Genomic DNA, 15,309 nt, shown 5'->3' on the forward strand with positions numbered 1-15,309 from the left:
GACGGACGGATCACGCTGCGGCAGACCACCCGTACCCGGCTCACGCGGCGGTGCGCCATTCGTACCCGGCGCGCGCTGTGGCAGCCCGCCCGCGGACGGATCGCGCGGCGGCAGTCCGCCGGACGCGTCACCGCGCTGCGGCGGCGGCCCGCCCGGACCCTGCGGCGCACCGGGACCCGGACGCTGCGGCATCGCACCGGTCGAACCCGGACGCGGCGGCATACCGCCGGGCCCACCCGGACCCGGCTGACGCCGCATCATATTGGCGGCCAGCTGAGCTCGCGGCTGTGCCGGAGCATCGCCCTGGCGTGATTGCAGATTCGCGCCCGCCTGCGACTGCGGGGCCACTGGACTATTGACACCCGGCTCGCGCTGCGGCAGCCCACCGGGGGCGCCACCGCCCGGGGCGGAAACCGTATGGCGCACGGTCGGACCGCTGGTCCCCGGCTGCCGCTGGGGCAGACCGACGGACGCACCCGCGGCACCGGGATCACGCTGCGGCAGACCGACCGACGCACCCGCGTCACCCGGTGCACGCTGTGGCAGCCCACCGGACGCGCTCGCGGCGGCGGGAGCCGGGGCACCCGGTTGGGGAGCACCGGCCGGAATCGGACCGCTCCCACCGGGATCCACGGTGACCATGACATTGCCGGTGGCGGTGCGGGTAACCGCACGCATCTGCATGGACGAGGGAGCCTGCTGCGAACCCGGCTGCATCGGCGCGGGCTGCTGCTGGCCACCCGGCTGAGGCGGGACCGACAGACCGGCACCGGCGGCGGTCACGATGAGCGCGTTCGGCACGTGCACGGTCACGGTCACGCCGGGATCACGGGCGACATCGAAGGTGGGCCGCAGCCGCACGGTCAGCCCGTGCCGCTCGGCGAGGCGACCGACCACGAACAGACCCATATGGCGGGCGGTATCCGGGCCGACCTCGGCGGTGGTCTCCAGGCGGCGGTTGATCTCGGCCATCTCGGCGGGCGGCATACCGATACCGCGGTCGGAGACCTCGATCAGCAGTCCGGTGTCGGGTGCCTGCGCGAAGGTGAACTTCACGTCGGTCTCCGGCGGGGAGGCACGCAGTGCGTTATCGAGCAGCTCGGCGAACAGGTGCGCCATATCGGAGGCGGCCGGTTCGGTGAGCGCGCCGCGCGGCGTCGCACCCAGCTTCACCCGCTCGTAGTCCTCCACCTCGGAGATGGCGGCACGCAGGACGTCGGCGATCTCGACCGGCGCGGACTTGGTCCGACGCTGCTTGGTACCCGCGAGAATCAGCAGGTTGTCGCCGTTACGACGCATACGCGCGGCGAGATGGTCCAGGCGGAAGAGGTTTTCGAGCAGGCGCGGGTCCTTCTCGTCGTACTCCATCGCCTCGATGAGCGAGAGCTGATGGTCGACCAGGGACTTGGAACGTCGCGCCAGGGTCTCGAACATATCGTTGACCTGGGTACGCATGGCGGCCTGATCGGCGGCCAGCCGCAGCGCCTGCCCGTGGATGTCGTCGACAGCACGGGCCAGCTGGCCGATCTCCTCGTCGGTCTCCACCGGCATCGGCTCGAGCGGTACGTCTTCGGGATCGGCGCCCTCACGGAGCGCGGAAACTTCCTGTGCCAGGTCGTGTTCGGCGACGCGGAGCGCGGCCAGACGGAGTCGGCGCAGCGGCACGATCATCGCGCGGGCCATGAGGACGGCCAGCGCGAGCGCGCCCAGGATGGTCGCGATAACGATTACCGCGTAGCGGATGGCGTCGGTGCGGGCGGTGCTGGCGAGGTTGTCGACTCGGGAGACGACATCCTTGGTCGCGTTGTTAACGATCGTCTGGTACTGCGCGAGACTGCTCGCCAGCAGATCCTTGATCTCGACGACGGGCAGCACACCTGCGGCCACCTCTGGACTCGACACCAGCTGAATGCGGGTGTCGACCAAGCGCTGCAGCTCGGAAATGATCGGATCGCCGTCTGGGAAGCGACTCGCGAGGATTCCGAGCAGCTGTCGTTCGGTATTGGCCGCGATAGTGAAATCTTGCAGGCCGTCCTTCACGTTGCCACGTAGGGCCTCGGCCGCGCCGGCGATCTCGCCGACCATCGCGGCACGGGCGTTCAGTGAATCGACCAGGCGCAGCTTCGCCGCATCCGCGAACCGGTCGGAGACCGAGGACACGATGTTCTCCACGGTGCGGACGCTGTGGCCGCGAATGTCTTCGACCTGAACCAGGGAATTGGACACGGACGGCGAGGGGGTGAGCCCGTTGGCTCGAACGGCCTTCGCACCGACGATCATGTTGTCGAGCGCGGACCGGGCGCTAGGAATATCGCTCAATCGCGGCACGGCCAACTCAGCGAATTGAATCGCGGTGTCCAGCTGGGCGAGCTCGGGATCACTCGTCATCGACTGACCGTTGACCATGGTCATCTGGCCAGCCGCGACCGTGGCGGCGGCACCACTCAGACCGGTGATCGCCGGAATGACAGCGACATTGTCGACCGCGGTCGTAAGTCGGCTGGACTCGGCGAACTCCGCCGAGATCCTGGATGCACCGAGCACCACCGCGACCAGCAGCGGGACGGCTAGGACAGCCGTCACCTTCCAGCGCAGGTCCCAGTTGCTCAGCGCCAAGCGCTTGCGGCCGGAACTAGCGGCGTCACGCATCTCCACTCACTTTCCAAACTGGCCCCAGCCACGCGCTATCGACGAGCCGCGGCGATCGCACGCTGGGCTCGACAGGCAGAGCTGGCCGAGAACTGCGGCTGGCCGAGAAATTGCGTCTAAGACGGCCGAAAATATGTGACATGCGATTCTAACGGATCAATAACTTCTTGTGTGACCTGTTGGCAACCACCGGTCGCTGACCTGCCCGTTCCAGACAAAATCAAAGGTCGCGGCGTCCGCCCGGACGTCGCGTGAAGTCTGCCACAATCAGGCAGATCTATCGAGGCGGGCATCGACGGGGAGCTAGGGAGTCACGGGGTTGAACGCTAAGCAGGAGTACCGACCGGCCTACCAGACGAGCCTGGTCGATCCCGCGGAGTTCTGGCTCGCCGCGGCCGAATTCATCAGCTGGGAGGTACCTCCCACCCAAATTCTGGACCCGACGACTCGGCCGACGGCCCGGTGGTTTCCCGATGCTCGCCTCAACACCTCCTACAACGCGCTGGACCGCCATGTGCGCGACATCACATCCCCAGGTGACTCCAACAGTGGACAGGAGGGGGGTCGCGCTAATCAGCCCGCCTTAATATACGACTCCGCTATGACGGGCGCCAGGCGTGTCTTCACATATAAGGAATTACTCGACGAAGTTGCCCGATTTGCCGGATCCCTGCTGCGACTTGGGGTTAAGACCGGCGATCGAGTCGTCATATATATGCCGATGATCCCCGAATCGGTGATCGCCATGCTCGCCTGCGCACGCATCGGAGCTGTCCACTCCGTGGTATTCGGCGGATTCGCGGCACCGGAACTCGCGGCCCGCATCGACGACGCCGAACCTGTGCTCATAATCACGGCCTCCGGCGGGCTGGAACCCGGCCGCCGCATCGAATATCCGCCCATCGTCCTACAGGCCCTGGATATCGCCGAGTCCACCGCACCGCGACTGGTGCTGGTGAAACAGCGCGACGGTTTTCCGACCATCCGATTCCCGGCGCCGCTGGCCGCCACCGGAATCCTGCCCGACTCGGCGGAAACCGTGGCCGCCCGCTGGCTCGATTGGGACGACGCGGTCCGCGACGCCGAACCGGCCGAACCGGTAGCCCTGGCCGCGACCGACCCGCTCTACATCCTCTACACCTCCGGGACCACCGGAAAACCGAAGGGCGTGGTGCGCGATAACGGCGGCCACGCGGCGGCTTTGGCCTGGTCGATGCGCAATATCTACGGTGTCGGCCCCGGCGAGGTCATGCTGACCACCTCCGATATCGGCTGGGTGGTCGGGCACTCCTACATCGTCTACGCACCACTGCTGGTGGGCGCGACCACCGTTCTGTACGAGGGCAAACCCATCGGGACACCGGACGCGGGCACCTTCTGGCGGCTGGTCGACGAATACCAGGTGGACGTGATGTTCACCGCACCCACCGCGCTGCGGGCCATCCGCCGCGCCGATCCGGAGGCCGCCGCCGCCAAGCGCTATGACCTGTCCCGGCTGCGCGCGCTGTTCTGCGCCGGGGAGCGGCTCGATCCCGCCACCTTCGAATGGGCCACCAACACCCTGCTCGCCGACCATCCGGACTGCCCGGTCATCGATCACTGGTGGCAGACCGAGACCGGGTGGCCGATCTGCGCCAATCCGCTCGGATTACAACAGCTCCCGATCAAACCCGGCTCGGCCTCGGTGCCGGTGCCCGGATACCGGCTGCGGGTGCTGGACTCCGAAGGTAATGCGGTGCCGCCCAATACCGAGGGCACCATTGTGATCGGGCTGCCGCTGCCGCCGGGAACCCTCACCACCCTCTGGCGTGATGACGCGCGCTTCGAGCGCAGCTACCTGTCGGCGTATCCGGGCCACTACCTGACCGGGGACGCCGGATATTTCGACGAGGACGGATACCTGTTCATCCTCGGCCGCACCGACGATGTGATCAATATGGCCGGACACCGCTTGTCCGCGGGCGGTATCGAGGCCGCCATCTCCGGACATCCGGCGGTCGCCGAAACCGCGGTCATCGGTATCCCGGATGAGCTGAAGGGGCAGCGGCCCATCGGGTACGTGGTGCTCAAACAGGGTGTCGATCTCGATCTCGAACAGCTGCGCGGGGAGGTGACCGAGCGGGTGCGGGACCGGGTCGGAGCCATTGCCAGCCTCTACGACGTGGTCGTCGTGAGTGCGCTGCCCAAGACCCGCTCCGGCAAGATCCTGCGCCGCACCATCCGCCAGATCGCCTCCGGCGAGGAGTACGAGATCCCACCCACCATCGAGGACGCGAGCATGCTCGGCCTGCTGGAGCAACAGGTGGGCGATGCCGCCGCGCTGATGCGCAGCGGGGATCGGACCATGCCGTTCCCGGCGATCCCGAAACCCGACGCGCCCGCCGACGACCCGGCCATCACCGGCTGACACCGTCGCGGCGTCCCGTCCGCCCCGTCATTCCGGCGTGCTCTTGGCCGGAATCCACACCTTCTGGTCGAGAGCGGTGGATCCCGGCCAAAAGCATGCCGGGATGACGAGATGCGGCGCACGCCGGGAGGGAGCGCGTCGGCGCATGCGGGAGGGGCGCATCGGCGCAAACCGGGGCGTCGGTGTTTCCCTCACTGTTCTCTCAGACACGGTTCATCCCGCGCCCAAGTCGATGCCATAACGTCGGGCGGACGCGGATCGGCTGGATTCGCGTGTCGCTCAATCGGAAAGGTCGATGCATGTCATCCCTCCGTATTCGTCCGCGCCGGTCGGCTTTCGCCGCCGGAACCCTCGGTACCCTCGCCGCCGTCTCGGTCTGGCTCTACCCCGCCACCGCCTCCGCCGGACCCGTCGATATGGTCGCGCCGCTGCTGACCTCGACCTGCTCGTTCGCCCAGGTCGACGCCGCTCTGCACGATAAGGCCCCCGCACTGGCCCAGTTCCTGGACCAGAATCCCGGCACCAAGGCCGAATTGCAGGCGAAGTTCGACCAGCCCATCGAACAGCGGCAGGCCGAGGTCGACGCGTACCTGCGCGATAATCCGGAGGCCGCGGAGCAGGCCGCCAATGACCCGCGTGCGGGTGGAATCGCCGCATCTATTCAGGCTGTCGCCGATTCCTGCCACAACTACTGACCTCGCCTGCGCGAAGATGGAAGCCGTGGCCGAACGCGGAGAAACCCCGACCGTCCTGGTAGTCGACGACGACGAGGACGTCCTGGCATCCGTCGAACGCGGGCTGCGGCTCTCCGGCTTCCGGGTGGTGATCGCCCGGGACGGGGCCCAGGCCCTGCGGTGCGTGAACGAGCACGCACCCGACGCGATCGTGCTGGATATGAATATGCCGGTCCTGGACGGCGCCGGTGTGGTGACGGCGCTGCGGGCGATGGGCAATGAGGTGCCCATCTGTGTGCTCTCGGCCCGCAGCTCCGTCGACGACCGCATTTCCGGGCTGGAATCCGGGGCCGACGACTATTTGGTGAAACCCTTCGTCCTGGCCGAACTGGTGGCGCGTATTCGGGCGCTGCTGCGCCGTCGCAGTGACACCCCGGCCGCATCGACACCCGGCGGGATTACCGTCGGACCGCTCGAGGTGGATGTGGCCGGGTATCGGGCGCTGCTGCACGGCAATGAAATCGAGCTCACCAAACGCGAATTCGAGCTGCTCTCCACACTGGCCCGCAGTGCCGGGGTGGTGCTGAGCCGGGAACGGCTGCTGGAACTGGTGTGGGGCTACGACTTCGCCGCCGACACCAATGTCGTGGATGTCTTTGTCGGTTATCTGCGACGCAAGCTCGAGATCGACAACACGCCCCGACTGCTGCACACGATCCGGGGCGTCGGATTCGTGCTGCGAGCGCCGAAGTGAACGACACACTGTCGCAACACTTTCTGCGCTCGCGCCGGATCGCGGGCAATCCCCGCCGCCATCGCCGTTCGTATTCCTTGCGTACGCGAGTGGCGGCGGCCGCCGCCCTGGGCGCGACGATTATCGTCGCGGCGCTGAGCTGGATCACCATTTACGCCATCGAGAAGAACAATATGGAGCAGGCCGATCAGCAGTTGGAATTGGCCTCGCAGATCGTATTGATCGAACCGGTGCTGTCGGTGGGTGTACTCGAATTCCTCGGAGCCAACAAGAATTTGGCGATAACCGTCCGCAATGACCAGGGCCAGATTGCCAGCACCGCGGTCCAGCTGCCGTCACTGCCACTGGGTTCGGAAACTGTCGAGGTGAACGGACTCTCCTACCGGATACTCACCACCGATACGAATCAGCCGCCGGGACGCATTGTCTCCCTGGGTATTCCGACTGCCCAGACCGCGCAGGCCACCGCGGATCAGCGCCGCTGGGTGCTGATCGCGGCGGTGGTGGCGGCGGTGGCGGCGGCCGGACTGGGCTGGCTCTTCGGGGGGCGGGCGGTGCGGCCCATCGAAGATCTCACCAAGCAGGTCGACCGTCGCCGACCCACCGGAGGTTCCGGCGCGCCGCTGCCGGTGGACGGATCCGGGGTGGCCGAGGCCGAGAAACTGGCCGAAGCGGTGAACACCATGCTGGAGCGGGTGGATCGGGCGCAGACCGAAACCGCCGCCGCCCTGGAGACCGCCCGCGATTTCGCCGCCGTCTCCGCCCATGAGCTGCGCACCCCGCTCACCGCCATGCGCACCGATCTGGAAGTGCTGCGCACCCTCGACCTGGACGAGGCGCAGCGCACCGAAATCCTTACCGACCTGCAGCGCAGCCAGGATCGGGTGGAGGCCACCCTGGGTGCACTGGAACGACTCGCGGCCGGTGACCTCACCCATCAGCGCGACCATGTGGAGACCGATGTGGCCGAGCTGTGCGATGCCGCCGCCCACGACGCCATGCGGCACTTCCCGGAGCTGAAGGTGCACGTCGATACCGATGCCGAACTGGTGACCCGAGGGTTGCCGACCGGACTGCGGCTGGCCATCGACAACGCGCTCACCAATTCCGTCCGGCACGGCCGCGCCAGCGAGGCGCTGCTGTCGGCGCACCGAGCCCCCGACGGGCATATCGTGATTTCGGTCGACGATAACGGTCGCGGCATCCCCGAGGCCGAGCGCGATGCGGTCTTCGAACGCTTCTTCCGTGGCAGCCAAGCCACCAAGGGCGGCTCCGGCCTGGGGCTCGCCCTGGTCGCTCAGCAAGCCCAATTACACGGCGGTCGTGCCTACTTCGAAGACGGCATGCTCGGCGGCGCGCGACTCGTATTGGATCTGCCACTTCCCGGTTCGGTTCCGGACTGACCAGCCCCATCCCTTACCGAAACCTCACACAAACGCCAGGGCCGCGGACAATTCGTACCAGTACGGTTTGTGAACGTGCCCGAAAAACGCAACCCGAATTCAACGTCCTCGCATCGCACGGAATCCACGAGCCGTCGCAGGCTCGGGTTCGCGTTGCTCGCACTCGTGCTGGCGGGGGCACTCGCCGCCGGTGTGGTCGGCTACCTGCGCTGGTCGGCATCGCCCACAGCGGTGGCGCTCATCAATACCGATGCCGGACCGCTCGGTGAGCGCATTACCAAATCCTTGCAGAACAGCGGGACGCACGAGTGGGATGTGGTCGACGAGGCCAGTACCGCCGACTACGCGGTTATCGTCACGCTGCCCACCGATCTGACGACCTCCGTCGCGTCACTGGTCACCGATAAACCACAGCGGGCACAGGTTACGGCGACCACCCATGACAATGCCGATCCCTATCTGGTCAATGACGCGGTCAATGAGGTGACGCGACAGATCAGCGCGGCCGGGATGGATGCCATGTTCGCGGCCACGAGCGCCGCACGCGGCCAGGTATCGCAGGTGGCGTTCACGGCGTCGCTGCTCGGTGCGGGCGTGGGCGCGGCCGCCGATGCCGCGGGACAGTTCTCCGGTGGGACCGACCAGATGCTCGGCTTCCTGGAGTCCGCGAAATCCGGTGCCGGGCAGTTGACCTCGGCTATCGCGGTTCTGAATTCGACGGTCTCGGCGGCCACCACACAGGCGAATCAACTTGCGACCGCACTGGATACGACCGGCGTCACGGTCGGTCAGGTACAACAGACCTCGACGGCACTGAGCAGCGGACTCGACTCCATCCTGCCGCTGCTGCGGGCGCTTCCGTTCGCGGGTGACCCGCAGCTGGCCGATATCATCACCCAATTGCAGGGTTTGCAGAACATTGCCGATCAGGCGGGTGGGCAGCTGAGCGGATTCGGCGAGATCGTCGGCACCGAGGTCACCCCCGATACCCGGATCGGCACCCTGCTCCGCGATGCCGCGGCCCGCCTCGGCGATGCCAGTGCGCAGCTGAGCCAGGGCGCACAACTCGCCGAGAGCATCCCGCAGATCGCCGACGAGGGCGCGGCCCAGCTGCTCGCCGCCGTGGATGCGCTCACCGCCGGGGTGGATCAACTCCAGTCCATTACCACCACCCTGAACAACCAGGCCAATTCGGCACTGGCCACCCTTCCGCAGCGCAGTGGCACCCAGTCATCACAAGTTGCTATCACCCTCGCGGACCCTGTCGTTATCGTCCGCAAATAACCACATCTGCCGGTTTAGGATTAGTCCGATTTGCTCTGATCGACCTGTTTAACGGCGCTCCATCCCCAACACCGTTCGGTATCGGAGAGGAACACGATCGTGAGCAGTATTCTCGCCGCCGCACACGACCTGACCGTTTTGGCTCAGCAGATGGGCAATCCCACCGCCGAAACCCCACCGGCGGCCGACAAACTCATGAAGATGTTCCGCTATTTCACCTGGTTCGCCCAGATGTCGGGCATCGTCGCCATTACCTACGGTGGCGGCCGCTTCGCCTGGGAGAAATGGGGCGGCGGCGGCCTGCAATCGCCCAAGATGATCGCCAATGCCATGCTCGGCGGCGCCACGGCCACCAGCGCGGGCACCATTATGAACGCGGTCGTATAGCCCCACGGACAACTGTGCCCGCCGCGCTATGGCACGGCGGGCACAAGTGTTGGTACGTCGGTCAGTTCACCACGTCGATCAGATCGATAATGAAGACCAGGGTCTTGCCGGAAAGTCCATGGCCCGCACCGGCCGGGCCGTAGGCCAGCTCCGGCGGGATGGTGAGCTGTCGGCGGCCGCCGACCTTCATGCCCGGAATACCTTCCTGCCAGCCCTGAATCAGGTTGCGCAGTGGGAAAGTGATGGACTCGCCACGGTTCCAGGACGAGTCGAACTCCTCGCCGGTGTCGTATTCGACGCCCAGGTAGTGCACATTGACGGTATCGCCCGGCTGCGCCTCGGTGCCATCGCCCTCGATGAGATCCTTGATCACCAGTGTGGCGGGGGCGGGGCCGTCCTGGAACTCGACTTCCGGCTTAGTGCTCATTGGCTGTCCTCTTCGATAGCTGTGGCTACAGGTCGGTAATCACCTTATGACGATCGGCTGGTCGAGACCGGACCCGGGCCGTGTTTCACGGACTCGCTGTTCGCGGCCCCGGAACGCATGGGTTGTCCCCCGCCTCCGCCTAGTCCGGACCCGAACCGGGCCGTGAACAGCGGAGGCGGCAGGATTGAGCCCCGTGGCCGAAGTTATCGATATCGCTGACCCCGGTGATCCTCGGGTCGCCGACTTCCGCGACCTCAACAATGCCGACCGGCGGCCCGACCTGCCGGGTGGGAAGGGCCTCGTCGTCGCGGAGGGCGTTGTCGTGGTGCAGCGCATGCTGACCTCGCGTTTCGCGCCGTCCGCGCTGCTCGGGGTGGGGCGGCGATATGAGCAACTCGCCGACGATCTGGCCGGGGTGGAGGTGCCGTACTACCGGGCCACGGCCGAGGTCATGGCGGAAATCGTCGGGTTCCACCTCAATCGGGGTGTGTTGGCCGCCGCGAATCGCCCGCCCGAACTCACTGTCGCCGAGGTGCTGGACGGCGCGCGCACGGTGGCGGTGCTGGAGGGCGTGAACGATCACGAGAACATCGGGTCGGTCTTTCGTAATGCCGCCGGTCTCGGCGCGGATGGTGTGCTCTTCGGCGACCGCTGCTCCGATCCGCTGTATCGGCGTTCGGTGCGAGTCTCCATGGGGCATGTGCTGCGCGTGCCGTTCGCGACAATGCCGGAACTACCGGGGAGTTTGGATATCCTGCGCGACAGTGGCTTCCAGATCATCGCGCTCACCCCCGACCCGGCGGCCGACAATCTCGCCAAGGCCATGACCGGCGAGAAGGTCGCCCTGCTACTCGGTGCCGAAGGCCCCGGCCTGACCGAGGACACCATGCGGGCCAGCGATATTCGCGCCCGCATCCCAATGACCCCCGGCACCGATTCACTCAACGTCGCCACCGCCGCCGCCATGGCCTTCTACGAAAGAGTGCGCACACAGTGACATTTAGCGGACACTATGGGCACCAGACAGACTCGCTGAGCACAGGCGGCAATAGTGACCACAGGACCGGCACGGTGACCTATCCCCCCGACGGGCCGTACGGCTACGGATATTCGGAGCCGACCCCCTGGGCCGCCGGAATCACCGTCGCGGTCATCGTCGCCGCACTCACGGCCTGCGGTGTCTACGCATTCGGCGCGGCACTGGCCGAGGTGCATCCGATTCTCGCGGTGGTGGTGAATCTGATCGCCGTGGGTGGCGCCACGCCGACCGCATGGCGATGGCGATTCGCACCGGTTACCCGCTGGGTGATCGCCGGACTCGCGGCGGGTGTCGTGCTCGGTTGGCTCGCACTGCTGGCGGTCGGCCTCGCCTCCTGACCGAAGCCGATAGTCAGGACACGCGGTCGCGGCCGCGCAGCCAGCGGAGCAGTCCGCGCTTCCCATTGTGCTCGGGTTCGGGCTCGGCGAATCGCGGCGGCTTGGGTGCGTATCCCTTGGGGAACAGCGAAAACCCGCACACCGCTATCTCTTCCGGCGCCAACGGCAGCTGCTCCGGCGGGGGGATATCCGCCGCGGCGGTGCCGAGCGCAGTCACCGCCGCGGGCCGGTACCGGAATCCGAGCCATTCGGCATTGGCCGCATCGGCGAAATCCGGTGGATCGAAAGGCAACAGCTGCGGATCGGCCATCTCCCCCGCCCGCAATCGAACGGGATGGTCCCCGGCCCAGTACGGCCGCTCCCACACCCGCGGCAGCCCCTCGTCCTCGAGGATACTCACGCGGGTGGAACTGAAGGATCGCCGGAATTCGCCACGCTCCCAATGGGCGAACGCACCCCAGCCCTGCGCGAGGTCATAGGCGATGAGATAGGTCTGTTCGGAGGCCAGCGGGCGCACCAGCAATTCGGGCAGAGTGGTCGGCCGCGGTCGCGCGGCCTGGGTGGAACACACGACGGTGACGCCGGGATAGCAACCGATATAGACGCATTCGGGATCCGGCCCCGCCCACACCTTCATGGTCCCGGACGCCGCGGGCACCACATCGCGGTCCGGATTGAGCTGTTTGGCGAGCGCGAAAGCGGCATCGGGATCGGGCCCGGGGTGCCCGCGCAAGACCGCGACCGGATCGGGAGCGTCGACGTACCAGAGCGAAGAAACTGTGGACGGCACTGCGCGGCACCTCCCGAGTTCATTGCGACCCAAGATTGGCTATTCTTGAGCAACATTAGATGGTCGAATGCCCAGTCGGTGCGCGATCCGCTCGGCAATCACCACCATTCCATTAAAATCTACGCCTGTGGGGCGCGAAATGGCGCTGTTACGCAAGGACGTTCCCGGCGCGGCGGACACGTCGGCGATTGGCAGCGAACGGAGAATCGATCGAGGATGCGCACACGCGTAGGGAAACTGCGAAATAGCAGGCAGTCACACTGATCTTGACACGGCGAGCGCGAAACGCCGCTCCCGCGTCGACAACCGGCGCACGACAGGAACAGCCCTCAGCAAACTTTTCGCACATTCTCCGCGCATACCCCGCATGCCCCCTGCATATCCCCCGCACATCCCCGTCATCCCCCGTCATTCCGGCATGCTTTTGGCCGGAATCCACACCGGTTTCGACTGGGTCACCGTGGATCCCGGCCAAAAGCACGCCCGGATGACGAATGACGGCTCGAGTCCCGGGACGACGACGGATAACTCGAGTTCCAGGACGACGACGGGTGGCTCACCCGGGACGATGCAGGCGGCCGAACCCCGGGGTGACGAGGCCGCGCGGGCCGAGCCGCGGCTCAGTTACCGGAGCTGCGGACGCCCAGGAGTACGTCTTCCCAGGACGGCATCGGCGCTTTACCACCGCGCTTGCTGCGGTTCGACTTCTGCGCGTTCGGCTTGGGGGCGGGCTGCGCGGGAGCAGCCGGTTCGGCCGGATCGGATTCGGCGGCGGGAGCCGAAGCGGCGGGAGCCGAAGCAGCCGGGGCCGCGGGCGCCGGGGTGGCCGGTTCCGGAGTCGAATGCGTCTGAGCGGGCTGTTCTTTCGGCGCGGCGGGAGCGGCCGGAGCCGACGGCGCGGGAGCGGCGGGCGGGGGCACCGGCACGGTATCCGCGCCGACAGCGGCACGCTGCTCGTAGAAGTTGTCGAGCGTCTGCTCATCCGATACCCGGCTCGACGCGGCCTCGTACTCGCCCCGGTCGAGCGGGGCGGGCGCGGGCGCCGACACCGGCTCGGCGATGGGAGCGTTCTGATCCGGCAGGATGCTGGCCAGACCGCGCAGCGCCCGACCGAAATCCGGATCGATCAGATCGGAGGCCGGATCATCGAGCGGTACGACGGAGCCGCCGTGCGCGTCGGGCTGGTAGCGCCAATGCGCGGCAATGACGGAACGACCCGCCTGCCACTGCAATTGGGCGACCCAGTAGCCCTTCTCGTCCTTCCAGGCATCCCATTCGGCAACCTCGATATTGTGACCGCGCTCAGCGAAGGCGGCGGCCACGATCTCGATGAGAGTTTCGACGGACGGGCCGTCATTGCGCACCGGATGCGCCTTCTGCGCCAGTTCGGCGGCACGCTGGCGCTCCAGCAGCACCGGATAGGCGAAGCGCTCGACCCGGCTGGCGGGCATACCGGATTCTTCGGTGACCTGATCGACCGAAGCGCCGGCACGGATACGGGCCTGGATATCGCGAGGACGCATCGTGGCTTCCGTTTCGATCTCGATTTGGCCGAATCGGGCAAGGTCTCCGCGCGCAGCCGCACGCAGTTTGTCATCAGCGGCCAGCCGGTACTTTTGACCGGTTTCGGTATCGATGCACACGATGTGTGTGGAATCGGGCGTCAATCCGATTACTCGAAGTTCACGCACCGTTACCTCCTTATCGCTGCGTCGATCACAGCTACAGCCAGGCTCGCGACACCGCCCACGTTATGGAACAGTAGTGCACTTCTGAGCATCTTGGGGCAAGACACGCGGCGCGGAAATCTGCTCACAGACTTCCGCGCCGCATTACTGTGATCGATTCTGCCACAGCGTCGAAGTTCGGTTCGCGGATTCAGCTCTCGCGAATGGACTCCATTATTACTGTTCAGGCGAGTTTTTGGACAACCCAGTCGATGCTGCGGGTCAGCTGCGACACATCTTCGGGGTCGATGGCCGGGAACATACCGACACGCAACTGGTTACGGCCCAGCTTCCGGTACGGCTCGGTGTCGACGATTCCATTGGCACGCAGCACCTTCGCGACCTGGGCGGCATCCACCGAATCATTGAAGTCGATGGTGCCGACGACCTGCGAACGGTGCGCCGGGTCGACCACGAACGGCGTGGCGTATTCGCTGGACTCGGCCCACGAGTACAACCGCGAGGAAGAATCCAGTGTGCGCTTCACGGCCCAATCCAGACCGCCGTTACCGTTCAGCCATTCGATCTGATTCGCGAACAGCAACAGCGTGGCGAGCGCGGGCGTGTTGTAAGTCTGATCTTTGGTGCTGTTGTCGATGGCGATGGGCAGCGACAGGAAATCCGGAGTCCAGCGACCCGAGTTCTTGATTTCCTCGACGCGCGCCAGCGCGGCGGGGCTCATCAATGCGATCCACAGACCGCCATCAGCGGCGAAGCACTTCTGCGGAGCGAAGTAGTAGACATCGGCATCGGCCATATTCACCGGCAGACCGCCCGCACCGGAGGTGGCGTCGATGGCGATCAGGGCGTTCTCGGACCCCGCGGGACGCGAAACCGGAATAGCCACACCGGTGGAGGTCTCGTTCTGCGCCCAGCCGATGAGGTCGACGGACGGATCGGAGACCGGCTCGGGAGCGCTACCCGGCTCGGCCTTCACCACGATCGGGTCACCGATGAAGGGGTTGCCCTTGGCGACCGAGGCGAACTTCGAGGAGAACTCGCCATTGGTCAGGTGCAGCGACTTCTCGCGGATCAGACCGAAGGCGGCGGCATCCCAGAACGCGGTGGTGCCACCGTTGCCGAGGACGACCTCGTAACCGTCGGGCAGCGCGAACAATTCGCGCAGACCGGAGCGCACCCGCGCCACCACGTCCTTGACCGGCTTCTGCCGGTGCGAGGTGCCGAATACCGAGGCGCCGACGTCCACCAGGGACTGCAGCTGTTCGGGACGCACCTTCGAAGGGCCACAGCCGAAACGTCCATCGGCGGGCTTGAGTTCGTCGGGGATGCTCGGGAACGCAGTGGTCATGGCGACCAGGGTAGAGCGTGACGGAGGCCGCATCAGCGACTGGGTAGGCGCTGCGACACCACTCAGCTACCACCACCGGACAACCAGCGGGTATCAGTGTGGTCCGGCACACACTGCGGTT

General features: G+C 66.4%; 13 protein-coding genes. 8 read left to right on the top strand and 5 right to left on the bottom strand.

All coding sequences use genetic code 11. The annotated features are described in order from the left end of the window. The coding region (locus tag NU1_RS10120) for an ATP-binding protein (protein ID WP_157552083.1) at window positions 1-2,649 on the bottom strand (2,649 nt) is incomplete at its 3' end. Between the two features lie 319 nt (window positions 2,650-2,968). Here NU1_RS10120 and NU1_RS10125 point away from each other — a divergent pair. The 6 genes from NU1_RS10125 (at window position 2,969) to NU1_RS10150 (ending at window position 9,558) form a co-directional block, all read left to right on the top strand. Continuing rightward, the gene (locus NU1_RS10125; RefSeq protein ID WP_084521150.1) at window positions 2,969-5,056 is read left to right on the top strand and encodes an AMP-binding protein; all 2,088 of its coding nucleotides are present in this window, start codon (window positions 2,969-2,971) and stop codon (window positions 5,054-5,056) included. Between the two features lie 299 nt (window positions 5,057-5,355). Continuing rightward, window positions 5,356-5,751, top strand: a complete 396-nt coding sequence (locus tag NU1_RS10130) for a hemophore-related protein (protein WP_067519689.1) — start codon at window positions 5,356-5,358, stop codon at window positions 5,749-5,751. Between the two features lie 25 nt (window positions 5,752-5,776). Then, window positions 5,777-6,484: a response regulator transcription factor gene (locus NU1_RS10135; RefSeq protein WP_245720040.1), complete on the top strand. Its 708-nt coding sequence runs from the start codon at window positions 5,777-5,779 to the stop codon at window positions 6,482-6,484. After that, window positions 6,481-7,887: a sensor histidine kinase gene (locus NU1_RS10140; protein WP_245720041.1), complete on the top strand. Its 1,407-nt coding sequence runs from the start codon at window positions 6,481-6,483 to the stop codon at window positions 7,885-7,887. The genes NU1_RS10135 and NU1_RS10140 overlap by 4 nt, the downstream gene beginning before the upstream one ends. 75 nt (window positions 7,888-7,962) lie before the next feature. Beyond that, entirely contained in the window at window positions 7,963-9,171 is a 1,209-nt protein-coding gene (locus tag NU1_RS10145; protein ID WP_245720042.1) for a hypothetical protein, read from the top strand. A 99-nt stretch (window positions 9,172-9,270) separates the two neighbouring features. Next, window positions 9,271-9,558 carry a hypothetical protein gene (locus NU1_RS10150; RefSeq protein ID WP_067519692.1) on the top strand — a complete coding sequence of 96 codons (288 nt, stop codon included), beginning with the start codon at window positions 9,271-9,273 and terminating at the stop codon, window positions 9,556-9,558. 61 nt (window positions 9,559-9,619) lie between these two features. On the opposite strand, the gene NU1_RS10155 is transcribed toward NU1_RS10150, so the two are convergent. Further along, the gene (locus tag NU1_RS10155) at window positions 9,620-9,985 is read right to left on the bottom strand and encodes an FKBP-type peptidyl-prolyl cis-trans isomerase (RefSeq protein ID WP_067519694.1); all 366 of its coding nucleotides are present in this window, start codon (window positions 9,983-9,985) and stop codon (window positions 9,620-9,622) included. A 193-nt stretch (window positions 9,986-10,178) separates the two neighbouring features. Here NU1_RS10155 and NU1_RS10160 point away from each other — a divergent pair, with 193 nt between their 5' ends. After that, complete coding sequence (locus NU1_RS10160) at window positions 10,179-10,982, top strand: TrmH family RNA methyltransferase (protein ID WP_067519695.1); 804 nt, start codon at window positions 10,179-10,181, stop codon at window positions 10,980-10,982. Between the two features lie 74 nt (window positions 10,983-11,056). Then, a complete protein-coding gene (locus tag NU1_RS10165; protein ID WP_067519697.1) occupies window positions 11,057-11,362 on the top strand; it encodes a DUF2537 domain-containing protein in 306 nt (101 codons plus the stop codon). A gap of 13 nt (window positions 11,363-11,375) precedes the next feature. On the opposite strand, the gene NU1_RS10170 is transcribed toward NU1_RS10165, so the two are convergent. From NU1_RS10170 to serC, 3 genes are all read right to left on the bottom strand, one after another. After that, window positions 11,376-12,152, bottom strand: a complete 777-nt coding sequence (locus NU1_RS10170; RefSeq protein WP_067519699.1) for a DUF6928 family protein — start codon at window positions 12,150-12,152, stop codon at window positions 11,376-11,378. A gap of 620 nt (window positions 12,153-12,772) precedes the next feature. Next, a complete protein-coding gene (sepH, locus tag NU1_RS10175) occupies window positions 12,773-13,843 on the bottom strand; it encodes a septation protein SepH (RefSeq protein ID WP_067519700.1) in 1,071 nt (356 codons plus the stop codon). 220 nt (window positions 13,844-14,063) lie between these two features. After that, a complete protein-coding gene (serC, locus tag NU1_RS10180) occupies window positions 14,064-15,188 on the bottom strand; it encodes a phosphoserine transaminase (protein ID WP_067519702.1) in 1,125 nt (374 codons plus the stop codon). Window positions 15,189-15,309: the final 121 nt, after the last annotated feature.

This window comes from Nocardia uniformis NBRC 13702, assembly GCF_001613345.1.
GTDB lineage: Bacteria > Actinomycetota > Actinomycetes > Mycobacteriales > Mycobacteriaceae > Nocardia > Nocardia uniformis.

Bases quoted from the DNA above. Each gene is read 5' to 3' on its own strand.
- NU1_RS10130 (WP_067519689.1), top strand. From the start codon at position 5,356: ATGTCATCCCTCCGTATTCGTCCGCGCCGGTCGGCTTTCGCCGCCGGA.
- NU1_RS10155 (WP_067519694.1), bottom strand. From the start codon at position 9,985: ATGAGCACTAAGCCGGAAGTCGAGTTCCAGGACGGCCCCGCCCCCGCC.
- serC (WP_067519702.1), bottom strand. From the start codon at position 15,188: ATGACCACTGCGTTCCCGAGCATCCCCGACGAACTCAAGCCCGCCGAT.